This is a genomic window from Pseudomonas sp. NFACC02 (assembly GCF_900110765.1).
Taxonomy (GTDB): Bacteria; Pseudomonadota; Gammaproteobacteria; order Pseudomonadales; family Pseudomonadaceae; genus Aquipseudomonas.
Genome location: NZ_FOEO01000008.1, coordinates 57,333 through 83,058, shown reverse-complemented (window position 1 = coordinate 83,058; position 25,726 = coordinate 57,333). Strand labels below are relative to the sequence as shown.

Sequence of the window (25,726 nt, the reverse complement as noted above, 5' to 3'; positions counted from 1 at the left end):
ATGCGAGACCTGCAGCCAGGCGATGCCGGCAGGTTACGGTCGTGAATGCGAGAACTGCTATCACCAACGCACTTTCTATAGGCGTATGGAAATGAACACTCATGGCTTGAGCAATGAGGTGTTCCGCGAGGCATTCAATGCATATGGGCGATGGCTAATCAGTAAGACTGGAAGTCAGAGGGCATCGCTGCTTATCAATCGTCACTTCAAGGCGTTTCAGGAAATGAACGCTCTGTGGCGGTCGCTCCCGTCCTACGGTCAGTTGCTCGAAAGCTTTGGAGCGCGTTGGATGCGACGTGCTGAGCTGCCAATGCGATGGATGCAGGAGGAATGTGGCATGCAGGTCGATGAGGAGCTCAAAGCAGATCTCACTGAGCTGCGGCGTATCGACGCCATAATCGCTTCAATGCCCTCAGACGCAGGCCGGGAAATTCTTGCGAATTATCGGAAACACCTCGAAGCCCAACCTAATAAGCGTCCCAATTCGTTGAGGTCTGTACGAATGGCACTGCGCAGCGCGGCCAACCTTATGCTGGTCAGCGCAAGTCCCGAAGACATAACTGTTCTGCCCTCTTCGAAATCATTGAATGCCCTGCTTGCGCAGACGCCCGGCGAGGCGGCTTCGCTGTCTGGTTTTGTGAGCTTCCTGAACAGTACTTACGCTGTAGAGATCAAATTCCCCAAGGATAATCGGGAAGCCATCAGGCTCAGGCGTCACCGGTTCGAGATCGAGCTCAAATTGCTAATGCGTGAGGCCGCACAAGGCGGCGACGTTTCCGACCGTTGGCCGGCTGTGGCCTTGGGGTACTTCCATGGCGTTCCGAGGGTGGCCAAAAGTCAGCTGGTCCTGACTCAGGATCTTGATCAGGAAGGTATGCAAGTCAGTTTGAAAGGGAAGGATTACTGGATACCGCTGCCGACCAAAGCTCGTTTGTTGTAGGCGGCTACTTGTCTCTTAAAAAGCCGATCCAATCAGCTTCTCGAGCTTAGTCAGCAATAGAGTCGCAAATGGGGCTGGCCCTGGTTCTCGAGGATGATGGACAAAGGTCACGTTGGGGCAATCCGACATGAAGGTTTTTCTGATTCGCGAATTGTTTCTCAGGATGTTTTTGAAGATCAGTCTGAGTTGGGTGTTGGCTGCGTCACGCCTGGCGGGCAGCTGTACAATGAGACCCCTGTAGCTGTCCTCAGTAACCGTGGTCTTGCCATCGGCTGTGCTCGGTTTATTTCGGGGCCGGCGATACATCTCAATGATGTAAATGTGCGCATGCTCCACCGTCATTCGAAAAATCATTACTGCTTTGGGGGCCCGCTTGCTTTTTGATGCCTGCGTTGCATTGGGCTGCGTCGGGTCCTGAGTCGCTGCCGCTGACAAAAACTGATACTCCGGTATCCCCTCAGTTTGAAATCCTTTCTTTAACGTATACCAACCCACTTCCGATATCCGATCAGGATGGTTTTCTTCCAGTCGTAAGCAGGTCTGCCACAGCTGCGCGAGGGTTCCCTCCGCCATCCAGTCAGACGAGACGTACTCACCTTTACCGCCCCCTCTGCCACCACCATAGCCATCACCGGGCGCGTATGAGTTTCGGTCGTGGCCATCCACCGGAATGCTTGGTCGACCGGGGGTCACCCGGATTTTTCTGATGAGCTCGCGCTTTATCCCCAAGCGTTTGAATGGAGGGGTGTAGAGGACACGTGCGGTGTTGCTGTCAGGTGCCTCATTGTCAGTCAGGTCGATTTCATCGTTGGATGGCTGAGGTGGCTGGTGCCTTTTGTTGTACTGGCCATCAGGAGGCGCTTCATCACCGCTGAAGTGCTCTCGTTCAACGATGATTGGGGGCCCCAGAGGATCACTAAGCCCGTCTATATTCAGCAAGAGAAAGGTGTGTTCATTGATCCAATAGCCCTGACCCTCAATGGATGCTGGACCCAGGAACCACGGCTTAACCAACAGGAATGTTGGCTCGCCGGGAACGAAGCCTGCCTTGAGGCGTTGGTGTAGGGAGTTGCAACGGGCCTTGGTGTAATCGTCATACATGGCATGAGCCAGAAACGGAGCTTCTCTATTGGCGACGCCGCGCTCCAGCTTCAGGATGAGCTCGTTCGGCGCCGGATCGAATTCATAGAAGTATTGCCGTCTTAACTCTTCGAGACCGAGGGTTGCGATAAGCCGGGATGTTTCTGAGCTACGACCGTAGCAGCGCGTAAAAAACTCTAGGCATGGCGTTAGGATGGATTTGCCGTCGGCGACGAACAGCTCGATGAGTTTACTGTCGAGCAGCTTTGCGGTTATGCCCAGTCGATACTGGTCCTGCAAACCAGCCGCTCTAGCGTCGATGCAGCGCCATCCGCCGCGATCAAAATCGACCTTTGTTTCGGGCAGGGTTTGCATCTTCAGATGGCCAACTAGTCTGCCTTCCCTCCAGACGGTCCCGTGTCTAAGGGACCCCAGGTGGGATATCGCAGCGGGGATGATGTGGTATGCGCCGAGCTTCCCGTCTTCGTGGAGCGTCCTGAATAGCACGTCGGTAAGAGGAACTGTGTTTGGAGTTGGGTTCTTAGTCAGCCCGCCTTGCCAGCACACCGCCAGATCGCCCCGCGCAACGCTCAGCGTGCCTTTGAAACGAAGCCTGCTGGCATCAACTCTTGGTTTGAGCAACTTGAGCGGATCGGACATTGCTGGACTCTGAGAGGGGTGATCTTGTACTGCGCAGGGCTGCATCCAGTTGCCGCTATTGTAGGGATGGCAGAACCAGATGCTCTGATGCGAGGCTACGCCATTTTATCGGCTGATTTTGGAAGGCTTGAGCGCGATTGCTTAGTGATCTCGAGCCGTGCGTTCGGAGATGAGAAGGCTGCTAGGGGCTCTGTCAGGGAATCAGCACGCTTGGGGGGCACGTACGCGCGACCCAGTAATTGCAGTGTTAAACAGCAGACTCGGCCTGCTAAAATCCTTAGGAAGTATCACTTACCAATATTGAGTTTTTCATGAGTACCGACCTCACCGAGGAAGAAATGCGCCGGGCGTTATTCGGTTCGGCTGCATCCCAACCTATTGCCTCGGTTATGCCCACGACACCACCTGTGACAAGCCCAGGCCCGGTCGAGGCGCCTTTTCATCAGAAGGTAAAGGCCGCTGGAAAATCGCTTTCTCCAAGATTGCGTGTGACGTTGCGCGTCACCAAAGTATTCGAAGGTGAAGTGGAAGTATTCACTTATGACGCGAACACCCTGAGCTCCTTTGATGCCGAGCAACAGGCCAAGACTGCAGCGAAGAAACTGAAGTACAAGTATTTCGATGTTGTATCCGTAAAACCGGTCTCTGTCTGATCAGGCCAATCACCTCTTGAAGAGATGACAGTCAGAGGGAAACGGCTGACTGAGCTTCACTTCACACCCCTGCCAGGCTGGCTAGCAAAGGCATGCATTGCCCCGCAGTTCCGGCTATCGCGTATTCATTTACGCCTAGCTGCGTTACCGGTGCTGGGTTGATGTGGATGACTGAGGCACCGTTCCTCAACGCTTCCCTAGGGATTTCGGCAGCTGGGTAAACCAAGCCAGAGGTGCCAATGGAAAGAAGCAGGTCGCAGCTCTTCGCCGTTGCTAATGCACGTTTCCATGCCCGCGATGGCAAGTCCTCGCCAAACCAGACAATGCCCGGCCTTAACTTCCCTTTACAACGCTCGCAGCGTGGGGGCTCAACCCTGACGCCTTCAGCGGCAATGTCGGTATTCCAAGATTCGTCTGTTGGAATTCGGTGGCAGGCAAAGCATTTGGGGATGTCCAAACTCCCGTGGAGGTGGATGACGTCGGATGAGCCTGCTCTTTCGTGAAGATCGTCAATGTTCTGGGTGATTACCGTCACTTCTCGCTGGGTGGTTCCTAGGGTGGCGATTGTTTTGTGTGCAGCGTTTGGAAGGGCTTGCGCGACTTTCATGCGCCGCCACAGATACCAGCCCCAGACGAGCGCCGCATCTTCACGGAAAGCCCTAGGCGTTTCCAAGGTTTCCGGGTCATATCGCGCCCAAAGGCCGGTCAAAGGGTCTCTGAATGTGGGGATTCCGCTCTCCGCAGAAATCCCAGCTCCCGTGAAAACTACGACGTGACGGGCCTTGCCCAGCAGCACGGCTGCAGCAGCCAAGCCTTCGCGTAGCTCTGTATTGGTCTCGTTCATTCCAACATCCTAGCCTCAGGCAAAGCGCATTCAGATGTACCCGCGAACCCAGATCTGGGGTCAGGCTGACCACTATATGCCACAGGAGTTTTCACCTGATTTTATTTTAGGCCTCACTTCTGATATTCGGCCTACCCGTCATCATCTTCGAAAATTGGAAGGGGTTTTTTGAAAGGGCATCTGAGAGCTTGCGGTGACCGCAGCCGCAAGGGCGTGGACGGTGTCTGAGAAGCAAATTAAATAATAGTTCTGACCAGTTGAAGCTAGGACGCAGCTAAGGCTTAATGTGATTATGGTACGTAATAGGTATAGCATCACCGGACTATAAGTTTAACTGATAGTTAGATGCGTTGGGGCTGGGTAGGTAGGAAAAAAGCTGTGTAAAAATAATCTCATCCGGTATTTTATCCAGGTTTTGGGGAGCGCAGGATGAGAACCTATCGACGGATAGACATTAGACCTATTTAAGGTTTTGGCTGAAGACGGACATACGACGTGGAGTAGAGTTTATTTTGAGTTTTCAGCGCGGATCTTCTAGGACAGCTTAACTTTGATCGCAGGCAGGTGAACAGCCAGCCGATCAGTTCACTTATTCTGCAGGGGAATATACATGCTTGCAGGAAAATTCACTCCCTTAATCAACAGGTTTCCTCAGGAGGCGGAAGCTTTGCGTAGGATTGCAAGCTTCGTTGAGGGTATCGAAACGAAAGAGTTTGATCGGCTTAAAAGTGTAAGATTGAATCCCGGCAAGATGTACAGCATTGCCAATGCTGGCAGTGTTTCCAGATTGGCGCGTGTTGTGCAGATATTGTTGGATGCGAAAATTTTTGAACGCCAACTTCTCGTCAAGTCCCCATCCGGTGGCGAAATGGTGTTTTATTCATATGCAGATCTGCCAGAAATTATCAGAGAGCCGGGGCGTGACGTTGATTTTGAAGTCGCTGAGACCAACGTTGAAATAGCTTACGTACCGGTGCTGAATGGAGGCCAATGAGGCTGTAAGGCTAACTCCTGTCTGGATCGGTCACTTTATGCTGCGAGGCTAACATCATGACGCCTGCCGTGAACCTTCTAGGATCGAGATCAGTTTGGTGAATGAGTTCGGGTTTGGTTGCGCCCCATCCCTGCTCCCAGAAAGGGTGCTCGAGTGAGTGATCGTCAAGGCTTTAAGCCGCCGCAGGTTCTTCCCCCAACATTCTTGTATATCCCACCGGTCTCCCTGCTGGTAGAGGTCATTTTCGGGGCTACAGCGTTGGAGCGCGTATATGAGGACAATCCTCAGGTAACCGCACGCTGGCCCAGCTACAAGAGTCTGAAAAAATGGTTTCTGGGGCAGGTTTTTAGCGCTCCCACCAGGCCGTCCAGCCTGCGTTCACTGGATGAAATGGAAAGGGATATGCGGGCAGCCGGGTTCATCGTGCCGGACGTTGTCTGGCAACCCCACTGCGAATGGACCTCGTTACTTAAACAAGGCCTGCTGAGAGATCACCGCTCCATCGCGATGTGGGCAGGACGGTTAGATCGCGACCTTGAACTGGCAGTCAGCTTCGTCAATCTTCCAGGTGTGAGCGATCGGATACAGGCGATCATCAAAACTCCATTAATCCATGAGATCGGCGCGCCTGGTAGCCGGGAGCGAATGACATCAAAACAGTGGGTGGGAGATGAGTCGGCTCTCCTGGACTGTCCATTGCTCAAACACAATCGCATTGCTGACGCGTACTGCTGCTGTGTGCGGTTCATGGCCTGGGTGGTCGTCGATACGAGCCTTCAACATTGGCAAAAAGTGGTCGACGCTGGCCAGCAAGACGTAATATTGCTGCTGGCTCTAGTGCCTCGATTGGACGCTGAAACTTGCAAGTGGACTCGACCACTTGGAACTCAGGTCCGAGAGCTGGCGATACACGCGGGCTATGATTCTCAAGGGGCTCCCAGTGTTTTTCTTGGCGGCCTCTGGTCAAGCATGACGGAGTTGGCAGAGGAAAAGGAGCGCACCTTGCGGAAATGGGAGGCAGCAGAGCCTGGAAGGCCTAGAGAGAGCAGTATTGCCAGCTTGCTCACCAGCCTTGAACCCCAGCTTCAAAAATATGGGGGGCTGTGGGCTGAAGGACGTGTGCATCGCCAACGCTTTCAGTTCGCTTGGGCGATGATCGCTATATTGCGAGACATGCAAAGGCTGGGGCTGCCGGATGTGCTTATCGACGAGGTGTTCAGTTGTTATGAGCGGGAGTACAGCTTCGCACGTAGTCACCTCTCCAAGCCCTTATCGGCAGGGCAGGCGTTTTGACGCCTGCCCTTGTCCTACTGCTTGTGTTGTCTCTGTTCTGCAATTTGCCGTCCGCGCTCACCCTGATTTTTATCCCAGGTGATGTTGGTGCCCGGCGTACCTTTGTTGTCGTTGCCCATATCTGCTTCATGGTTACCGACAGGGCGTTTGCGCTTTTGACTCATGAGCATTCCCCTTGGTCTGCAGCCTCTTCCCAATCATCTGGACGCTCATCTTCCCCACGTGATTGCCAGTAGGCGTCGTTGTTGGGGTTGAGCTGGTTCGAGTGGTTATCGTCGTCGTGCTTGCTCATTTCTGCCTTCCTGTTGAATGGTCATCGCCCCTGTGGCGACACCGACAGATTGCGTCGAACGGCGCGTGGTATCGAGGAACCAAAAAAGAAAAATCTCTCGTGGAGTCGGCTGGGCGCCCGTAATTCGGGCTGAAGGCTTGCCGGAGTGCTGTCTCGGCGAAGGCTTCCGAATGAGCAGTAGAAAACCGTGTTGGAGCGCGTATCCCCAATTTTTAAAAGGAGACCTGTTTAGCTAACTGTGTTGATGCCGAAATAATGATTACTTGGACGCTCTCTTCTTTTCTGCAGTGGCGCAGGTTGCGCATAGACATGGACAAAGCAAATGGCAGATACCCCCATCTTTGGAAACTACAAAACTTGTAATTTTCCGGGGAGTGGCCCCGTCGGCAGCGCTACCAGTGGCTGGGACGTGGTGTACTACGTTAACGCTCAGGGGGAGCATGCGGATGTGAAGGGGTTCTCGCAGAAGCAGCTGCGAGTGAGCGGTGGTGGGAAAATCCAGCATCGTGTGATGGTCATCAAAGATCTGATGCTCGCGCCGAGCTTGGGCGCCAGGATTGGCGTTTCTGGTCTGGACTACGACAGCGTATTCACCACCATCACCGCAGGGCTTAGAATTCTGAGCACTCGAGACTGGGATGTGGACACTGCGTTGCTGCTGAATCTAAATGATCGGGGGCGGCGGTCGATGGGCGCTAGCGCCAACGTCAGCTATCGGTTCTGATAGGCGGCTGAGACTTTGAAACCAACTCAATCAAATCGTTGGAAGCAACATAACTCTGAGGCAGGCAATGGCATTTGTTATTGAGGCAGTGGCTCATGACCATGGATGGATTCCGCTAACGCATGAAGATATTCATGACGATGGCCAAAATGTTTTCAGTCTGGTAGTGGGGCAGAACGCGACTGGCAAAAGTCGGTTGCTTAGAAAGATTGTCAGTCATTTTATATTCGACAACCAGTTTTCAGAGCGTGACCGATATCTGCGCCAGAATCCGATGGCGCCGATGAGTCATTACAGTCATTTGTCAGGTAACGAAGAGCTAGTCGTCGGGAGGTGGTCGGCGCCATCTCCATCAAAAATTATCGCTGTTTCTACTGGTAGGCACGATAGATTCCCCACTCCGAATTCCAAAGAGCTAATCGATCCAACCGGCCGCTATCATTATATTGCTCCATCTGAAAAAGGTAACGTCTCGGCGCTTACTCGCAGCTTGATTGCAATCACAAGCGGGTTGGAAACACACCCGTGGAAATTTATGAGTCTCGCTAGCATATTCCGATATTTAGGTTTCGAGCCAATTTTGGATTTTAAGCTTTCACTCGACCCCGCGCTCAGAGTTCAGTGGACTAGGGATCACGCAAAAGCTGGTGGGCATACCATGCTTACGTTACCGGGCTGGGAGGAGGCGCCTAAGAAATATCAATATGATAAGTCTTTGGTAGACTATCATTACCAGTTACTGGATCATATCTATCGGCAAAAGCATGTAAGTTATGAAATTGACCTCGGGCTTAGCGAGCCTTCTCGAAATTATTTCAGTTTAGAGAATGTTGCGGATGCTCTTAGATCAGGCTTGATACGTGTTTCAGATTTGACTTTGAATGTCAGAGAAAATCATTCCAGGTTAAAGCTTTCCCAAGCTAGCTCTGGCCAGCAATGCATGCTGGTTATGATTCTGGGGATCGCAGGTTCGATTGAAGACAACTCATTGATCTGTATCGATGAGCCAGAAATCAGCCTTCATCCCAAGTGGCAAACTGACATTATCAGTCAGTTGCAATACGCGTTTCATGGTTACCGAGGATGTCATTTCATCATAGCTACTCACTCCCCGCAGATTGTCGCTGGTCTAACAGCGGATAAAGGGTTCGTGTTGAGCTTGGAAGATCGACAGTTATACAGCTCAAAAGACTACTCAAATCGATCGGCTGACTACCAGTTGGCTCAGGTGTTTAACGCGCCCGGAGTCAATAACGAATACTTAATAAGAATTACGCTTATGCTGCTCACAAAGATTTCGCGCAGAGAGGTGTTGAATCGGGAAGATTGGGAGCAGCTCGAAATGCTCGATCAACTGAAAGAGTCCTTGGCCAGTAATGATCCTGTACGTCACCTTATTGACCAAGTACAGATGTTGAGGTGACGTATGCAACCTGTAGTATTTGCGGGCGCAGACCTAGCCTATGTTGTACGATACGACGGCATTAGCCATCAGGAGTGGAACCGTACAGATGGCCCTGTGGCCGAGCTGCGAAGAACAGTTAGGGTTCATTATCTAAGGCAGCAAGGGTATCGCTGTGCTTACTGCCGTATGGAGAAAAAGGAAAATCACGGCCTTACTTGGGATGTCGAACATATAATCCCTAAGTCTGTGTATCCGAGATTTCTGTATGAGCCCCTGAATCTCGCAATGGTTTGCAAAGAGTGCAATATTGCGAAACTCGATCAAGACGTACTCCATAGAAGGGTAGGGCCAGGTGCGGTCTTTCCCAGTAGGTCTGAAGATTACAAAATCGTGCATCCTCATTTTGATAGGTATTCCGATCATTTTGAAATGATCGTCGTGGGCGGAAGAATTTCTCATCGCCCCAGAAATCCTTTAAAGGCTAAGGAAACGTTTTTGATGTGTAACTTGGTGCGGTTTTCCTACGCTTTCGGAGAGTGGGAAGATTTCAATTACGAGGTAGTCAAAAGATTTAGCGAGTTTGTGGAGAGCTGCCCGCCAGATGCTACACGCCAACAAATTACATCTTTCATGCAAACATTAAGATTCACTGTTAATGGTGATTTTTAGCTCGGCGATTGTGAACGGCCACTATTCAGCTGTCTTAGCAAAACTCGACGCATTCAAAGCCGACCTCGAATCCGGCAAACCACCGTACAACGTTCCAAAGCACATCGTGGACGCGATTCACAAATCCACCGATGAGCTGATCGCAAGCGGCGCTGCTGGAAATGCTCTGAAAGCTGGAGACAAAGTACCTAGCTTCTCCCTGTTGGACGTCGACGGCAACACTGTCAGTTCTGAAGAGCTGCTCGCCAAAGGCCCTCTGGTTGTCACCTTCTACCGGGGTGTGTGGTGCCCGTACTGCAACATGGATCTGCAAGCGCTTGAAGAAGTCCGCCCGGAAATCGAAGCACGTGGCGCTAACATGGTTGCCATCTCGATGCAGACCGCTGTTAACAGCCGTAAGGCTATCAAACAAAACAAATTGGGCTTCCCAATTCTGGTCGACCCACGTGGCCAACTGGCTGACCAATTCGGCCTGCTGTTCACCCTTCAGGACTACCTGATCGACATCTACAAAAACGCTTTCAAAAACGACCTGGCTGTCGTCAACGACGATCCGTCCTGGAACCTGCCAATGCCAGCTCGTTATGTCATCGGTCAAGATGGCGTGATCGCTTTTGCCGAGGTCAATCCGGACTACACCATCCGTCCAGAGCCAACCGAGCTGCTGCCAACGCTGGATCGTCTGACCAAGTAATTTGCCGTGCAACGCGGCGCTAGGACAGTCGTCTGATCTGTCCTAGCCAGTGGGCGAAGCAGGATTTCTGCTTCGCCCTTTTTTGTTTTTGTCCCACACGACATGGCTGGAATTAGGATGCCGAATCTGCGGGCGCAAATGTGATTGTTCGTGTGCCCAAGGAGTGATCTTAATGGTTTTGGAAGGGCGCAACATGACGAGCCTTTTACAGTAGAAAGGGAATTGACTGCCCGGCGCAGCCCCCCCCTCCGTTGAGCTCTCACTTTGCTTTCTCGCGTTGTCGCTGCCGTAGACGTTTTACGTAAGGCCCATCCACCATGTCATCGTCGCTTAAATCCAACGAGCAATTGGCCAGCGCCGCTAAGCCATTGTCCGAGATTTTCAGATTGCTCGGCAGGCGACCACCTCGTCGTGTGCTGTTTTCTGCTATTGCAGCAAATAAGGCTTTGAAGAAATCGGCAAGGGACGGCCGTATGGCTTCTGTTGCCGCAGCAGTCAGAGGGCTCGACGCCGTTGACACCGCCTGGGCGGCATTTTCAGAAATCTCTTCCAGGCAATCACCCAACGATGGCCAATATTTCAGATCGTATTCATAGCGAAGCCGTACGAGATCGTCGCGAACGTAAGATTGGAAATGACCATTATGTTCCGAGGCCTCTTCGATGACGTCTAAAACATGGTAGTGAGTGTCGCTCGTGAATCCGGAGAAGTCGTGTAGCTCCGATCGTTGGCTCAACAGCCCCGCCAGCTCCAATGCCCGGATTGAGATCTGGCGGTTGATTTCAGAGAGTTTTCTACGCCCGTCACGTGCCTGGTTGTTTTTTTCAGGGTTCCAAAAAGCTGCTGTGGTAAGGACCACGCCCAAAAAGGTTTCGAGCGCATACGGAAGCGAGTGCAGCACGTCGTGGAGCTCTGCATAGGTTTCGTTCAGCTCCAGATGTCGAGTCAACATCCGATCGATGATAGCTGTTTCGCTAGGCAATATTTTGCGATCCGTGTTCGTCTGCTTTTCTTTGTTCAAGAAGGCTTCACAGATCTGTTGAGGTGTTTGGTACAACGGTTTGTTCATGTTTGGAACTCTAGTAAGTAGCTGCGCTCAAGTTATGTGACTTGCACCAATGTGTCGGTACCCCGGCAAAATTTTTTCAGAGTTGTTCAGGTACGTGCTGCGATCTCTCAACTTGGCGCCTAGAAGTACCCGCGTCCGCCAGTAGAGAAGCGGTGTACAGCCGGGAGAGGTTTCAGGGAGGAAGCGCTTCCTGCTACGTGGAGATAGAGCTTGCCAGCAGCGATTGCGCCGGCAAGCTTTCAAGCGCGGATTCAGTCAGAGGTTGGTGCGGCATCGGTAATCACAGGCTGCCCAACTACCTGTTGTGCGACCCATGCGTCTAAAGCATCAACTCGCACAAACGCGGTCGGGACTGTGTAGGGCGGATGAACCATCCAGTAGTAGACCGCTCGACTGACATAGATCTCCAGGTTGCGCGGTTGCGTGCCCTCGTGCGCCTTCCATCCAAGAAGCTCCAGCAATCGGGATCTGTTTTGTAGAAGGAATTGCCTTCGGCGCAGTATCCGACTGAATTGGCCGTTCCGGTCATCCTCGCTCTTGCCAAAGATTTTATCTCTGAGTCGTCGGGTGTCCTTCATCGAATGTGGCGGCTGGTTGTATTTGCATTCCGCAACCAGGAGCGTATCCGTGTCTGGCCAGTACGCAAAAACGTCAAAGTCGCCTACGTCCTCAAATCGCTCGCTGCGGAATCTGCGATAAAAATCCAGATTACAAACCACGTAAGGCGTATGCCTGAGAATCACCTCTCCTGCCCGTGCCTCGAGTCGTTTCTCGATTCCTTCCTTGATGTTTCTGATTAAGGGGTCGACATTCGGCCATGCAAAATCGGCGGGAAGGTATCCATCTCTGACGGAGGAGCTCCAGATATTCAGGGCACGACTGGCGGTCTCTGCGCCCCATCGAAGAGAGTTCCCTTCAACTATCAATGGGCGAATCGTGTATCGGTGAACCCTTTTATTGTGTTCCCAATAGGGCACCTCTGCCTCGTCCACATCCCGCCCCGCGAGGCGAAGAATATTAGGGCCAGATAACGTCAAAAACTCTAGGATCGCGACGCTTTCTGAGCTTCCTAGGCCTTCGATACGTTCGATCAGAAGCTGCGCTATCGTTTCGACAGTTGCTGAGTACGAAAGCGCGAGGGCGTCCGCCAAACCAAGTTGTACCGGCTGCGAGAGGATCGCCAGCGCACTGAGCAGGTGCTGCAGTTCGAACCCCAAGTCCTGTTTGAACGCCTCACGGAGTTTTTCGTCAGCAAGTAGCTCTTCAAAAGGGCCGACCACCTCGTCTTGACCTTTCAGGTCGATACCCAGTCGAGACTTGGCATACTCCCGCGCGAATTTCTCTCCTCTCTCACCTGAGTCAGTTGAATAGAAAACTTCTGGAATATAGAAGTCGTCGATCTCAATGCCACCAACGTCGACACCGGTGTGCAACACGTCGCCGGCGTCAGCCAGGACCTTGTACCAATCGACCAGTCCTACCAGCTCACGTAGGGTCTCATTTGAAACCTGCCCCGAGCCTTGGCGATTCGAGCTGAGAGCTTTTTCCAGCAGGTATCGGTAATGGCGGGCGGCAGACCCAAGGTCTTTACGCGCTTTTTCCACGGCCTCAAAGCGGTCGTACTCGACATCGTGCGTAAGACTTTGCTGGGCTCTCTGAATTGTAAATCTCTCAGCGGCGATGAGGGCATCATGCTGCTCGATGCAGTGCTGTACGAGCTGGCGCTGGTCTAGCGAAGCAAGTAGCCCCTCGATATGGCCACGGAGAAAATCTCGTCCAGCATCAATCTTGGACTTGGCTTCTTTGAGCTCATATCGGCCAGGGTTGAAGCCCAACTTTTGCATCGCGACTGCCAAGTGTTTGCGGGCTAGCTTGTAGTCCATCGGGGATGGAATGACGGGATCTGCATAGTCAGGCACATCCACAAGACGCTTCGCATGCTGTAAACGGAACCGTGCTGCGGCAGATGCTCTGGTTCGGAGCGCTTCGACTAACCCTTCCGGAAGCGACAAACCAAACTCACGGTGACAGAGTTGGAGCAATTCAATGAGGCATCTGACCTCAAAAGTCGCGTCCGTGGCGCCGTTCAGGCCCGCCAATATCGCACGGGTGCTTACTTTCAACAGCACATTGTGGGGGCGGGCTTCAATTCGCGACGCTGACAGGACAACAGCGGGGAACGCTGCGAGGGGCTCTGGCGATTGGTCAGGCGGGACTGTGTCATGAGAATGGACTCCAAAACTAAACACCAGATGCGGCTGTTCGAGCAATGGAAGCTCTGAAAGCAGGTCGCTGTGCCTAAAGAATTGATCTGTTAGGAGGTGCGCAAACATCTCAAGCATCCGCCCATCCAAAATCTGCAGATGCGGGGAGATATGAACCACGGTCTGGACTGTGCAAGACCCAGCTTGGGATGAAAATCCGAACAACGGCAAGCTTCGCGAATTCATTCTCGTGACGCCAGCGGTTGCGGGCGACAATCGCCAGGCTGCAGAGTCCGTCGGAAATTTGCTTGGCGCAACCTCCCAAAATGAACAGAGTTCTTTGAAGCGTCTTGAAGACCCCCAACTGGTGTCCAGCATTATCATGGTGGGCGCCATAGCGCCGTCTACCAAAACTCCATGACTGTCCTTGTACGAGGCGAAAAGATCGGCCATCCCACTGGACAACGGGCCGAACATTCCCTTTTGGCCGTCTATAAATTGCCAAAATGGCTCGAGATCATCTGGCCCATCCAATTCATCAACGATCGTAATGAAGTCTGCTAGTGGAATAAGCCTCGCGGGTAGCTTGGCGGGTTCTATCATCCCCAATGCCGTATCTGACTGGGTAAGCACGATCAGAATTCGAACATCGTCAGCCGTGAGATTGTGATCCTCATCGGGCCCTATGGTGAATTCGCGTCCGTCAGTCGTCACAAAGTAAACGCGCCTGCTCCGGTTCAGCGCCGCATATACCCGCCGTGAGGCCTCAGAGGCTTGTGGATACGAGCGATGGTCGCAAGCGCACACCAGATAAACGCCTGATTCGGTTGAGATGAGGCAGCTAATCGGAAGCTCGCTTATGTGGTTCTCGTCAATTACCAACGTAAATGGGCCAGTACGGGTATGGCTAAACCGTGCTGCAACAAAGCGGCCAAGCATTTTGTGAACTGACTCCCCCAAGGGGGCGGCATCCCGTGAAGCCCAATGATCGATCACGACGCCTGGCATACTTCGTACAGAAATGGGGACCCAATGCTCGCCGTCGGTCACGCCGATGAATGGGAGAATGGTTCCCTCCATCACTGCATTGCCAAACCCATCGCTCGTGAGGGGATCCCCTAACGGTCCAAAGTCCGTACTAAGCTCTTTGCTGGCGTGGATGCGCCGCTCGACCAAGCCTCGGTCAAGCTGAAGGATCGCTGGCCGAACGCTGAGCCAGAATTCTTCCGATGGGATTTCCACGTATCCACTTCGAGGCTTTGGCAGTGGCGCGGATGCTAAATGTGGTATCGACTGAATGATATGAGCCTGTGCTGCGATGGCAAGGTCCATGTCGACCTGAGCGTTGTCGACGCCCGCATAAGAGATGCGGAACGCTTCTACAAAGTCCGGAATTCGCTCAATGGAGCTTCCGTAGAATATGGGTACGAAATCAGAATCCAGTTTTACTCTGGTCTGACCCCAGTCCGCTTCTGGAGAGAAATCCTCAAGCATTGGAAACTCCGGCCAAACTGCATAAAGCACCTTGGCGAAGTTCTCGAACTCTTCGTAGGTTCCGATGGGCAATGCTTCAGGAACCGAGTCCTCGGTTCTTAGCAGAACCGCCCACGCGAACATATGTTTGACGGGGCTCGCTACATTTGCAGGCCACAGATCCGATGCACAAAGGGCCAGCGCTGTATCCATGCGTCTGTAACGCAAGAAAACCTGGCGAGTCTGTTCAACACGTTGCTGAAATTTTACATCGATCTCTGGAGCGGGTGCGCCCTGCCCGAACAACGACTCAAAACCCTCGGGCCATAGTAGCGGACCCAGAGTTGCTTTTGCGGCTTTACGCTCGCGTTTTTCCCGAGATTTCTTTCCCATCTAACACTTCCTTTTGTATGGCTCTTTATCGGTTTCATTTTATGGTTGTGTAAGCAGGTCCGCCTTGTGCACGAAAAGTGCAAAGCAGCTCAGCAACAGCAGCGAGGCTCATCCTCTGGCAGTATCAAGGATGTTGTGAAGCGAGGCCCAGGGATGCTCGAATCGCTCTTGGCGGTGTTTGCAATCTGGCAAATGTGGAAAGGGTATTGGGTCGTCGGCGAGCATTTGGGATTGCTCGCAGCCACGGCACACAACTTTCCCATCTGTCAGTAGAAAGACTGCACTCCATGCTGCCAACTTCTGGGCACTTTTCATTTGATTTCCTCCTGGATAGGCACGGCCCGAATGATCAAGATACCTGTTTGAATGCCTGTGTATACGCCCAAACAAGGGGCTTCATTTAAGGGGGGAGTCGGCAAAAAATAGAGCACTGCTCAGCCTTCTGATTTGAGAAAACCACTGGCGGCAATCTTGCTGACTGCATCCCAAGAAAGTAGCTTCATCACGTCACATAGGGCTGGGTGGCTGAAGTGTTCCTCCATTGTCGGGCCTGATTCCCACAGCCCGGTCACGATCCACAGATTGGGCTGAGAGTGGCTGCGAACAGCGCTATAGGAAACACATCCCGGGTTTTTTCTAAGGGTGTCTACCAGCGAGGAAAGCGGCCCCTCCAAGGACTCTGAGCTCCCCTGAACTGCATACACTTCAATGATGCTGATGGCTTCGGTCATCACGATGGTCTCTCCAAATTCCACGGTGCTAGGTTGCGAGGCGTATGGATGAGAGTCGCCTCGCATGTGTTCCACGCTATCCGCCAGTCAAAACAAAAAAAGGGCCACCAATGGCGAGTCCTGTTTTTTGTTATCGCTGGGAGACTTTTACGTCGTCAGAATGCTTCATTTCACCCCAGCCGCCGCCGAGTGCGCGGATCAGGTTGATGGTGGATGCAGCCTGCAGGCCTTGCAGTTGAACAGCTGTCCGTCGTGTTTGCAGGACGGTCCTTTCTGCATCGATGACGTCCAGGTAGGTGACTGCACCCTCGTTATACTGAGAGCGCGACAATTGCGCGGCACGGGCTGATGCATCTACTGCTTCGGCCGGGGTCTGGGTCTGATCTTCGAAAATGCGCAGATCGGAGAGCCCGTCTTCCACTTCTTGGAAAGCAACCAGTACCTGCTGGCGATAGGTCGCGACGTTCTCTTCGTACACCGCTCGTGCGTTGGCCAGGTCCCCTTTGCGTTTACCGCCGTCAAAGATCGGCAGGTTCAGTGCAGTGCCTGTAAGCGGGCCAAGTAGGAAGGTACGACTGCTCCATTTGAACAGGCTACCCAGTGAGTCCGACTCAAAGCCTCCGGCACCTGTCAGAGTCAGCGATGGGAGGAACGCCGCCTTCGCTACACCGATACGAGCGTTGGATGCAGCCATTGCTCTTTCCGCCGCCGCGATATCGGGGCGTCGTTCAAGCAGTGTAGACGGCAGGCCTGCTGGAATTCGCAGATTGACTGCCACCAGCGGGTTGGCAGCGATCGAGAACTCGGCCGGCGTTTTGCCCAGCAGTACCGCAAGGCTGTGTTCAGATGCCGCCCGCATGCGCTGTACCGTCATGGCGTCGGAGCGAGCCGAAGCCAGTTCCGATTTCGCACGGGCCAGATCCAGTTCACTGATCTCACCTAGCTCGTAGCGTTGCTGTACGAGTTTGACGGCCTGCTCATGCAACGCTACCGCTTCTGCAAACACCTGGGCTTCAGCGTCGAACTCGCGCAAAGCGAAGTAGTTCTGAGCCACATCAGCTTGTAACGCCAGATGCACCGAGCGGAAGAGGGCCTCGCTCTGCTGCATGTCGTCCTTCGCTGCTTCTACGGTGTTGGCAACACGCCCAAACATGTCGACCTCGTAGGAGATCCCGGCCTGCGCGCGCCACAGGGTTTGCGCAGGAACGTTGGCATTGTTGGACAGGCCTTGCGATGCACCAGAAACCTTTTGACGTGTCGGGCCGAAGCCCGCATCCAGGGGCGGGAACAATCCGGCTCGCGCAGCTACGTTCAGCGCCCGTGCTTCTTTCAGGCGTGCGGCTGCAGCGGCCAGGTTCTGGTTGGCACTGGCTGCCTAGGCTTCCAGATCGTTCAGCGCGGGATCCTTGAACACCATCCACCAGTCTCCGCGAGCAACATCCTCGGATGGCTCCGCGGTTTTCCAGGAGCCTGCTTCTGCAGCTGACAACGCAGTGCGCGGCTCTTGAACCTTCTCTTCCTTGTATGCCGGAGGCATCGATACATTCGGTTTGAGATAGGCTGGTGCCAGGGATCAGCCGGCGGTGGCTAACACGGTTGTCAGCCACACAGTGCTCAACAACAGACGATTCAATGAGAACATTTTCATGTCGTTTTCCTTACTTCTCGTAAGCGGCGTTTGCCGTAGAAGTTGAAGGCTGAGAGACGTGACCCTCGGTGGTGTAGGCTGCCTAGTCGGAGGTCTCGTGACTGTTCAGGTCAGCTCCGAAGTGCGGATGCCTTCCGTGTTTGTCCTCAAGATGCGCGACGCCGGACAGCTTGCGCAGCAGCACGTAGAACACGGGAGTCAGCATCAGCCCGAAGAGGGGCACGCCGAGCATGCCGAAGAACACCGCGATCCCCATGGCTTGGCGCATTTCCGCACCAGCACCGGTCGAGAACACCAGTGGCACTACGCCCATGATGAAGGCTATGGATGTCATCAAGATCGGACGCAGGCGCAACCTGCAAGCCTCGATAGCGGCCTGCACGATGGTGCGACCTTGCATCTCCAACTCGCGGGCGAACTCAACGATCAGAATCGCGTTCTTCGCCGATAGACCGACCAGTACCATCAAGCCGATCTGAGTGAAGATGTTGTTGTCGCCGTGAGTCAGCCATACGCCGACCAGGGCAGACAGAATGCTCATCGGTACGATCAAGATGATTGCCAATGGCAGGGTCAGACTTTCGTACAGCGCTGCCAGCACCAGGAACACCAACAGCACGCTGATCGGAAATACCCAGAGGGCGGAGTTGCCGGTCAGGACCTGCTGGTAGGTCAGGTCTGTCCATTCGAACTTCATACCCCGTGGCAGCGTTTCTGCGGCAATACGTTCCACAGCCGCCTGAGCCTGGTTGGACGAATAGCCCGGCGCCGGACCACCGTTCACGTCAGCTGCGAGGTAACCGTTGTAGCGAACCACGGACTCCGGACCATAGGTGGTGGTCACTTTGATCAGCGAGGACAGCGGTACCATTTCACCTTTGTCGTTACGGGTCTTCAGCAAGCCGATGTTTTCAGCCGTTGCACGGAACGGAGCGTCCGCTTGAGCACGCACCTGATAGACACGACCAAATTTGTTGAAGTCGTTGACGTACAGGGACCCAAGGTAGATCTGCATGGTGTCGAAGACATCGGTGACAGACACACCCAGCTGTTTGGCTTTCACACGATCGAGCTCGACGTTCAACTGTGGAACATTGACCTGATACATCGAGAACGATGGGCCCAGCTGGGGCTTTCGCCGCTTTGGCGAGGAATGCTTGTGTAGCAGCGTTTAACGCGTCATAGCCAAGCGAGCCACGATCCTCGATCTGCATCTTGAAACCACCCAAGGTGCCAAGGCCCAGAACCGGTGGTGGGGGGAAGACGCCTATCAGATGATCGACGTCAATATCCGTGCGCCTTATTACGCGTCTGTTGAGGCTGCCCGGAACATGCCTGCAAATGGACGAATCATCGTCATCGGTTCGGTTAATGGTGATCGCGTGCCGTTCCCCGGCGGCTCCGCTTATGCCATGACCAAATCCGCGCTTCTGGGAATGGTGCGCGGGCTCGCGCGAGACTTCGGATCACGGGGTATTACTGTGAACCTGGTGCAGCCGGGTCCCACCAACACAGACATGAATCCTGCCGATGGCCCCATGAGTGGACTCATGCACGGGGTCATGGCCATCGGGCGGCATGCCACCGCTGATGAAGTCGCTGGCCTGGTCTCATACCTCGCTTCTCCAGACGCGGCAATCGTGACCGGAGCAGTGCATACCATCGACGGCGGATTCGCCGCCTGATCCGTCGAGGTCGACATGCAAATTCTCGACTGAGGCCACCCAGAAATGGACTCCGCTATCGTCAGGCTTCGCGCTGTGATGGTTGCGTTCTAAAGGGGAGCCTCATCGATTCTCTTTCGAGAATTTCGCACTCGAAGCCCTGAGTAAGTTGATTACAGCCCCCAGTGAATGTGCATTGCATGCGCTACGAAACTGCGGGGCTGTGCTACACCTATTGCTGACTTCGCGGCGGCTGTATTCCAGTAGTAGCCGAGAGGTCTGGTTCAGCACCTAACTCGAACGCAACCGATGCATGGGCCGTCACACGACGTGGCTCTGTTGGACCGTGCAAACCGTCATCGGATGCTTGTGGCTGCCTTGCCACGATCTGCATGTCAGCGGCGACAATGGATCCTGCACTAGGTAGAACTTCGAGTTTTGGCTAACTCTAACGAGTCTGGAGAGATAGGCCGATCGTGTCACCCGATGTGACCGCTCACCTGAAGTGCCCTTGCGACTTTTGAAATGATGCGTTCAAGAGGGACCTATTATGAGCAATCAGGGCAAACCGCTAAGGGCTGGTGCGAAGGGGAAAACAACTCTAGAACCTAGCGACATTGATCAACGCACGCTTAAATTTCTGGTGGGTCTCATAGCCATCGGGCTCGCTTCCCTATGCGCTACTCTTTCCAAAGAAGACATCGATTCGATTAGCGCTGCTTATTTCGAAGGGGGGCGGGCACGGGACTTTTTTGTCGGATCGCTGTTCGCGGTTTCCGCATTCTTGATTGCCTACAACGGGGCGAGTCGGTGGGAAAAGTACCTGAGCAAGATCGGTGCTATCGCTGCAATGGGGGTGGCTTTGCATCCGTGTCACTGTGCGCAGACGACTTCGAGCGATCCAGTAGTCCTTTGGAGACTTCTTAGTGTTCAGGCTGATGCACTGGGCCGGATGTCACACGTCCATTACGTCGCAGCCGCCGTTCTATTTTTGGTTTTGGCCGAGTTTTGCCGCATTTTCCACGGCCGTGCCAAGGAAAAATATCAGAAGGACAAAACTCATAAAGAAGCGAGACGCCGAATGAAGGTCTATACGGGGTGCGGATGGCTGATGATCGCATCTCTGGTTGTTCTAGTCCTGGGTGAGTGGATACCCATTGTTCGCTCCATTCCTCACCGTGTGTTCTACGGCGAACAGGCCGGGCTGTTTGCATTCGGGTTGTCATGGTTGACCGCAAGTAAAGTGATACCGGGACTTGCGAGTCCTCAGGAGGAGCTGACGTCGGGCGTGTCTTGGCCAAAGCTAAGCCGCAAAAAGAAGCAGGCATCTTCAGGGCCGGGAGCTTCAGGGCGTGCGAGTCCGTAGACAGTTAGCCAAGCTCTAAGGCTCAAGCTCCAGCGGTTTGCCATTTTTATCGTATGGCCAGTTGGTACCTTTCACCGCTGCGTTCTATACATATCGTGCTGCTGAGCATAAGCAGCAACTGCCGCTCCGCTGGCGCGGTTCACGAGCTACAGCAGAAAGGGACGTCCGGATGTACAACCTGATCATGCAATACGTGGGTTACCAGGAAGGACTGGAGTCAATCTCTGAGTCTCGCGTCTTCGAGCACACAGATGCAGATATTCAACAGACATTCACGACCAACGGCGGGACAGATCTCGAAGCGTTGAGCAGACTGCCGACGCTTTTTTCGCCTGAGCTCCAAGGTGTAGAACCCCAATTTGCCAGAGTCGGTCGAGTTTTGAATCCAAGAAGACGGGGACGTGATGTTGAGTTCGAGGTGGTATTCGAACGAGGCGTACCCCCTATCGCTATGGAGGAAATCACCAGACTCGCACGCCATCTGCACATCTCCACCAGTGGGAAATCGTTGACTGAAATGAATAGGAATCACTGGGCGGTTAAAGACGTGGATCTCTTCAGAGTGCTTTACACCGAAGTGCAGCCTCCAACCCGCACGCCCAATGTTTTCAGAATGCCGGCTCACCCCCAGATACAACGAAATCTGGTGTCCGTGATGATGCCTTTTGCTCCTGCATACACTCCCGTGTTTCATGCGATTCAGAACGCCTGTATCGCAAATCAACTCGCGTGCACACGGGCGGACAATACCTGGATCAATCCCGCTGTCATCGACGATGTAGCCAATCTCATCGATCGGTCGGCTGTCGTGATATTCGACTGCTCGGGCAAAAATCCCAACGTCTTCTACGAACTGGGGCTCGCGCATGCATGGGGTAAGGAAGTAATCATAGTGACCAGCGATCCGGCTGATATCCCTTTTGATCTGAGGCACATCCGATTCATTCATTACGACATGAACAACCTGGCTCTGCTTTCTACTCAGCTCTCCGTGAAACTAAGAAAATGACAGCGTAGGTTCGAGGGATGCCTACTGGCGGTTGTAAGGCGTGTGCGTGACCTGGGTGCTTGATCGGAGATCGCTTGGTGGAATGGGTTCATGTTTGTCGCTTGGCGAGAGACACAGAAACGCCCGTGAGATGGTTTATCCAGTGAGGCTAAGCCGCTAGCGTGGTGCGAAGGAGTGCCCGTCATCCCGAACCCGTTTAGCCAAGGAAGAAACATGAACGTTACCACGACGTCGTCCGCTGCTTCGTCATCTGTCAGCACGTCTAACGTGAAGCAAAAAACAGTCGCTGACACGACCCAAGTACCACAAGACGACGATCTTGCAACCGAACATACCCGCTCTGCCGACACGGTTAGCTTTTCAAAACGTCTACTGACTACAGCAATTCAATCTCCAATTACGCACCTTATTTTCCATCACGACCGGGAATGAGTTCGGACGCACTGGCCCTGAGTGTCACCAAACCAGGGAGCGTTTCCAGCTCCAAGGATAGGTCCTTTGCTGAGGTCGCCGATGATGCCCGCAAGCGTCTTGATGAGAAATACGCTCTCATGGACGACAGCGGTAAACCCTACGACGGGACAGATACTGACCGTAACTCGGTGATGGGTGATCTGGACCGCCGCTCTCTCAATGCAATCGCGACTAATGAAGGGGGCCAGTTCAGTAAGGAGGAACAGGCCGCAGCGAGTGCGTTGATGCGCCAGCAAGAGCGCCTTGCTTCGGGTTACTACAGCGGCCCGGCGGATCAGCAGAAAAACTGGAAAGACCCCTATGCCAATGATCCCGTTGGACGAGCACAAGCAGCGCTGGCTTTCTTGGAAGGGATGAGTCCTGAGGAGAGATCGACAACGGAATGGCTGGTACAGCATTTGACGCTAGAGGCGGCATTGCAGCAAACAGGTGGCGTAGATGTCGATCCGGCCAAGAAGAAGACTGGGCATTTTCACAACCTCTCTGAGATTCTGGCAGGGATCGTCACTGACGGTTCTGACAAAAAGGAGGAGAGTAAGCCGAATAAGTCCGGTGGATACGTTTTCGAAAACGTTCAGGCACTGTTGCGTTCGATGATGACCAGCCCCTAGACGACCGTCTTTCTCCAGGGTAGTGCAGCCGTTTCGAGCTCTTCGTTCTGGATGCGCTCTTCTGATAACCATATCGTTGAAGCCGCTTCTGAACGATGCGCGACGCTCGGCTTTTCCTGCCCTTTGTCAACGAGAATCGCCCTTGCACCGGGCGCGTCACCAATTTGGCGGTTTAGAACCATTTGAGATATTTACGCCGCGACAACTTGTAATGCTTGGTGCTAGATTTACTGCGAGAGCCTAGTAAGCAAGTGAACGGCTATTAAAAGATGACATGTAAAGGAGTACTGCGTTGACTTTTCCGGAAAAAATGAGCGCCATGATGGAGCTCCTGAAGATTGTTGATACCGCAGAATTGGTCAAGGAGAAGTCTTACAAATCTTGGACGTCGTTCGACGGCACCGCAGTCGTGACAACGAACAGTAATGAATATTTTATAATTCTTGAACTTTTGGCAATCGATAATTCTACGATAGCCAGTCGCTTTAGCCGTAAAACCATTTACAAATTTATTGAAGATCGTCTGCCAAAAATTAAACGAACCGGAGACGCTCCCGCTTCCGCGGAGGCATTCTTCGCTGAGCTTTTGGAGCAAAAGTCGACGTCGATGACTGTCACGGTTCCGATTTCTGGGATTCGCCTAGACCACGACGTACGAGAATTTGAGCTGGCGTGCTTTAAGTTCGGATATTTGCAAGATCTAGAGGTACCACTGGCAAACCAAAACGGCATGTACATCAGCACGGTCATAAGCGATGTTTACGACAAGGAGATTGCTTATGAAAAGGCAGAGAATGCTTTCCTCAACTTTGGGAAGCTGATCGTGTTTCTGGCTGGTAAGCAAGACAAGAGCATACTGATTGAGACCGGACTTCCGTTGAAGCCGGATATGTCCCATGAACTGATGTATGTGAGCACCAACTCGTACCAGGTTCGCGATGGCAATGGATTCATGTCGACTGCGGATATCCGGACCAAGACGATAGAGAAAATTCCAGTCAACGATCCTTTCTTCATATCACGTGAGCAACTAGGAAAGGTCTGGGGGCTATATGAACGCAAGCATGCAGGTGCAAAGCTGCAGGATTTGGAAGCGCGGATTTTGAATACAGCCTTGGCGCTTGGTGAGTCGGCTTCTACCAAGGACATGCGAAATTCGATCCTCTACACTTGCATAGCACTGGAAGTTTTGTTTTCGCATAATGACGGCGCTCTTTTCCAGAAGAGTATTGGCCAAAACGTTGCCGACCTCTTTGCATTTATCGTCGCTAAAGATGTTAATAGCAGGAAGTCCATTGCGAAGCTGACAAAAAAGGTCTACGGAATGCGGTCTGCGATTGTTCATGGCGGGGACAAGGAAATGTCCAATGAAAACGTTACTGTTAACTATTTTCTGCGTGGTGCTCTGACAGAGCTTTTGACTGCCGAACGTTTCAAGGACACCAAACGCATGTCAACTATTTACGACATGATGCAAGACGCGCAGTATTCTTACTAGGACAAGCTTAAAGTGAGCGCGACGACCATGTGCTCACTTTTTAAATAACCATACAAAAGCCAGTACCTTCAACGGATGAAATAATTTCGGAGGCGTGCTTGACCTTGACGAAATGGGTCGGCAACTGTGGTATGTATTTACAGCCACTGGCCGATGCGCTGCATGATGCTGTTCTCGAACATGGTGTAACTCATACTGATGAAGGAAACGCCGGTGCAGATGCTTGCGCTCGCCGCAAAAACCATCGCGCTTATGTCTAGGTCTACGCGACCAGCCAATTCTTCGCCCTGGCGGCGGTAGTTTGCGATTTCCGCTCTAACCGGCTCGCTTCCTTGATCCAGCGTTCAAAGGCTGAAGATGCGTTCCAAGCCAAGCATCGGATAATGGCATGCTCGAAAGCGCTCGAATACCTAACCTGAGCGCTTTTGGCAGAGTGGGGGGGCGCTTTCAATCGAATTAGCGTTACAGCCTGAATTTGCCGACCAGTGCCATGAACGATACGGCAAGGCGAGAGAACTCTTGGCTTGAGGCATTGGTCTGGTTCGCTCCCGCTGCAGTCTGCGCGGAAAGGTCCTGAATGTTCACAAGGTTTCGATCAATTTCACGCGCCACCTGTGCCTGCTCCTCAGCTGCGCTGGCAATCACGAGGTTGCGTTCGTTTATCTGGCTGACGCCGGCACTAATTCGCTCTAATGCCAGCCCTGCTTCCTGGGTCAGGCTCTGAGTTGTCACCGCAAGTGCCTGGCTCTTGCCCATCGCTTCAACCGCTTCGTCGGCCCTTTTGTGTACAACCCCAATCATCGATTCGATTTCGCCCGTCGATGCTTGAGTTCGGTGTGCGAGTGCCCGGACCTCATCGGCGACGACTGCGAAACCACGCCCTTGTTCGCCGGCTCGGGCGGCTTCAATCGCAGCATTAAGAGCGAGGAGATTTGTCTGCTCGGCGATGCCCCGAATCACGTCTAGGACTTTGGTAATGTCTCGAATCTGGCTCGCCAAAGCCTCAACGCGCCGCGTTGAATCGTTTATCTCTCTGGCCATTGAGTTCATCGCAATCACTGCGTTCTGAACCTGGGCCTGCCCCTTGGAAGCATCATCGGCGGTCTGGGTTGACACCAGTGACGTGGTTGACGTGTTGCGAGCGACTTCCTCTACTGCGGTCGTCATCTGGTTGACCGCAGTGGCGGCCTGCTGGATCTCGTCATTTTGCCGCATCAGGCCCTGCGTACTGTCATCGGTGACAGCTGTCAGTTCCTCCGCAGCCGATGCCAGCTGGCCTGAGGCGGTGGAAATCTGTTCAACGGTGTTCTTGAGTCCCTTCTGCATATCCGCAAGGGC

22 protein-coding genes and 3 pseudogenes are annotated in these 25,726 nt (G+C 53.2%); 15 read left to right on the top strand and 10 right to left on the bottom strand.

The window, feature by feature from the left end; genetic code table 11:
* The first annotated feature begins 91 nt into the window (after positions 1-91).
* Positions 92-940 (top strand): hypothetical protein, encoded by an 849-nt coding sequence (locus BMY73_RS09695; protein WP_139214189.1) that lies wholly within the window; start codon positions 92-94, stop codon positions 938-940.
* A 15-nt stretch (positions 941-955) separates the two neighbouring features.
* Here BMY73_RS09695 and BMY73_RS09690 read toward each other — a convergent pair whose 3' ends face one another.
* A complete protein-coding gene (locus BMY73_RS09690) occupies positions 956-2,680 on the bottom strand; it encodes a hypothetical protein (protein ID WP_092406722.1) in 1,725 nt (574 codons plus the stop codon).
* A 311-nt stretch (positions 2,681-2,991) separates the two neighbouring features.
* Between BMY73_RS09690 and BMY73_RS09685 the strand changes: the two genes are divergently transcribed.
* The gene (locus BMY73_RS09685; RefSeq protein ID WP_092406720.1) at positions 2,992-3,333 is read left to right on the top strand and encodes a hypothetical protein; all 342 of its coding nucleotides are present in this window, start codon (positions 2,992-2,994) and stop codon (positions 3,331-3,333) included.
* Between the two features lie 61 nt (positions 3,334-3,394).
* Here the strand turns inward: BMY73_RS09685 and BMY73_RS09680 are convergent, their stop codons facing one another.
* The gene (locus BMY73_RS09680; protein ID WP_092406718.1) at positions 3,395-4,177 is read right to left on the bottom strand and encodes an SIR2 family NAD-dependent protein deacylase; all 783 of its coding nucleotides are present in this window, start codon (positions 4,175-4,177) and stop codon (positions 3,395-3,397) included.
* Between the two features lie 610 nt (positions 4,178-4,787).
* Between BMY73_RS09680 and BMY73_RS09675 the strand changes: the two genes are divergently transcribed.
* Both BMY73_RS09675 and BMY73_RS09670 read left to right on the top strand, forming a co-directional pair.
* On the top strand, positions 4,788-5,171 hold the full coding sequence (locus BMY73_RS09675) for a hypothetical protein (RefSeq protein WP_092406716.1): 384 nt from the start codon (positions 4,788-4,790) through the stop codon (positions 5,169-5,171).
* 153 nt (positions 5,172-5,324) lie between these two features.
* On the top strand, positions 5,325-6,464 hold the full coding sequence (locus BMY73_RS09670) for a hypothetical protein (protein WP_139214187.1): 1,140 nt from the start codon (positions 5,325-5,327) through the stop codon (positions 6,462-6,464).
* Positions 6,465-6,478: 14 nt separating this feature from the next.
* On the opposite strand, the gene BMY73_RS28300 is transcribed toward BMY73_RS09670, so the two are convergent.
* Together BMY73_RS28300 and BMY73_RS28565 are read right to left on the bottom strand one after the other, a co-directional pair.
* Complete coding sequence (locus BMY73_RS28300) at positions 6,479-6,628, bottom strand: hypothetical protein (protein ID WP_175500162.1); 150 nt, start codon at positions 6,626-6,628, stop codon at positions 6,479-6,481.
* Positions 6,625-6,756, bottom strand: coding sequence for a hypothetical protein (locus tag BMY73_RS28565; protein WP_256571160.1), 132 nt, complete (start codon positions 6,754-6,756; stop codon positions 6,625-6,627). The genes BMY73_RS28300 and BMY73_RS28565 overlap by 4 nt, the downstream gene beginning before the upstream one ends.
* A gap of 322 nt (positions 6,757-7,078) precedes the next feature.
* Here BMY73_RS28565 and BMY73_RS09665 point away from each other — a divergent pair, with 322 nt between their 5' ends.
* The 4 genes from BMY73_RS09665 (at position 7,079) to BMY73_RS09650 (ending at position 10,248) form a co-directional block, all read left to right on the top strand.
* On the top strand, positions 7,079-7,480 hold the full coding sequence (locus BMY73_RS09665; protein ID WP_092406712.1) for a hypothetical protein: 402 nt from the start codon (positions 7,079-7,081) through the stop codon (positions 7,478-7,480).
* A 67-nt stretch (positions 7,481-7,547) separates the two neighbouring features.
* Positions 7,548-8,903 (top strand): AAA family ATPase, encoded by a 1,356-nt coding sequence (locus tag BMY73_RS28560; protein ID WP_256571159.1) that lies wholly within the window; start codon positions 7,548-7,550, stop codon positions 8,901-8,903.
* 3 nt (positions 8,904-8,906) lie between these two features.
* A complete protein-coding gene (locus BMY73_RS09655) occupies positions 8,907-9,554 on the top strand; it encodes an HNH endonuclease (protein WP_092406710.1) in 648 nt (215 codons plus the stop codon).
* Positions 9,541-10,248 (top strand): peroxiredoxin-like family protein, encoded by a 708-nt coding sequence (locus BMY73_RS09650; protein WP_092406708.1) that lies wholly within the window; start codon positions 9,541-9,543, stop codon positions 10,246-10,248. Before BMY73_RS09655 ends, BMY73_RS09650 begins: the two co-directional genes overlap by 14 nt.
* A 259-nt stretch (positions 10,249-10,507) precedes the next feature.
* On the opposite strand, the gene BMY73_RS09645 is transcribed toward BMY73_RS09650, so the two are convergent.
* The 5 genes and pseudogenes from BMY73_RS09645 to BMY73_RS09625 all read right to left on the bottom strand — a co-directional run.
* Positions 10,508-11,317, bottom strand: a complete 810-nt coding sequence (locus BMY73_RS09645; protein ID WP_092406706.1) for a hypothetical protein — start codon at positions 11,315-11,317, stop codon at positions 10,508-10,510.
* Between the two features lie 251 nt (positions 11,318-11,568).
* Positions 11,569-15,387 carry a hypothetical protein gene (locus tag BMY73_RS09640; protein ID WP_092406704.1) on the bottom strand — a complete coding sequence of 1,273 codons (3,819 nt, stop codon included), beginning with the start codon at positions 15,385-15,387 and terminating at the stop codon, positions 11,569-11,571.
* A 434-nt stretch (positions 15,388-15,821) separates the two neighbouring features.
* Positions 15,822-16,118 carry an antibiotic biosynthesis monooxygenase family protein gene (locus tag BMY73_RS09635; protein ID WP_175500161.1) on the bottom strand — a complete coding sequence of 99 codons (297 nt, stop codon included), beginning with the start codon at positions 16,116-16,118 and terminating at the stop codon, positions 15,822-15,824.
* Between the two features lie 130 nt (positions 16,119-16,248).
* Positions 16,249-17,481: pseudogene (locus BMY73_RS09630) on the bottom strand (efflux transporter outer membrane subunit); the annotation flags it as partial.
* A gap of 367 nt (positions 17,482-17,848) precedes the next feature.
* Positions 17,849-19,022 (bottom strand): annotated as a pseudogene (locus tag BMY73_RS09625) (efflux RND transporter permease subunit); the annotation flags it as partial.
* Between the two features lie 18 nt (positions 19,023-19,040).
* Here BMY73_RS09625 and BMY73_RS09620 point away from each other — a divergent pair.
* The 7 genes from BMY73_RS09620 to BMY73_RS27935 all read left to right on the top strand — a co-directional run bounded on the left by BMY73_RS09620 (position 19,041) and on the right by BMY73_RS27935 (position 24,648).
* The gene (locus tag BMY73_RS09620) at positions 19,041-19,451 is read left to right on the top strand and encodes an SDR family oxidoreductase (RefSeq protein ID WP_092406700.1); all 411 of its coding nucleotides are present in this window, start codon (positions 19,041-19,043) and stop codon (positions 19,449-19,451) included.
* Between the two features lie 529 nt (positions 19,452-19,980).
* Positions 19,981-20,796, top strand: coding sequence for a hypothetical protein (locus tag BMY73_RS09615; RefSeq protein ID WP_092406698.1), 816 nt, complete (start codon positions 19,981-19,983; stop codon positions 20,794-20,796).
* A gap of 169 nt (positions 20,797-20,965) precedes the next feature.
* On the top strand, positions 20,966-21,805 hold the full coding sequence (locus tag BMY73_RS28295) for a hypothetical protein (RefSeq protein ID WP_175500160.1): 840 nt from the start codon (positions 20,966-20,968) through the stop codon (positions 21,803-21,805).
* A 213-nt stretch (positions 21,806-22,018) separates the two neighbouring features.
* Positions 22,019-22,237: a hypothetical protein gene (locus BMY73_RS28555; protein WP_256571158.1), complete on the top strand. Its 219-nt coding sequence runs from the start codon at positions 22,019-22,021 to the stop codon at positions 22,235-22,237.
* The gene (locus BMY73_RS09605) at positions 22,234-22,890 is read left to right on the top strand and encodes a hypothetical protein (RefSeq protein ID WP_256571157.1); all 657 of its coding nucleotides are present in this window, start codon (positions 22,234-22,236) and stop codon (positions 22,888-22,890) included. Before BMY73_RS28555 ends, BMY73_RS09605 begins: the two co-directional genes overlap by 4 nt.
* 292 nt (positions 22,891-23,182) lie before the next feature.
* The gene (locus tag BMY73_RS09600) at positions 23,183-24,388 is read left to right on the top strand and encodes a HEPN domain-containing protein (protein WP_139214184.1); all 1,206 of its coding nucleotides are present in this window, start codon (positions 23,183-23,185) and stop codon (positions 24,386-24,388) included.
* Positions 24,389-24,486: 98 nt separating this feature from the next.
* Positions 24,487-24,648 (top strand): IS66 family transposase, encoded by a 162-nt coding sequence (locus tag BMY73_RS27935; RefSeq protein ID WP_139214182.1) that lies wholly within the window; start codon positions 24,487-24,489, stop codon positions 24,646-24,648.
* A gap of 202 nt (positions 24,649-24,850) precedes the next feature.
* Here BMY73_RS27935 and BMY73_RS28820 read toward each other — a convergent pair.
* A pseudogene (locus BMY73_RS28820) lies at positions 24,851-25,543 on the bottom strand (methyl-accepting chemotaxis protein); the annotation flags it as partial.
* Positions 25,544-25,726: the final 183 nt, after the last annotated feature.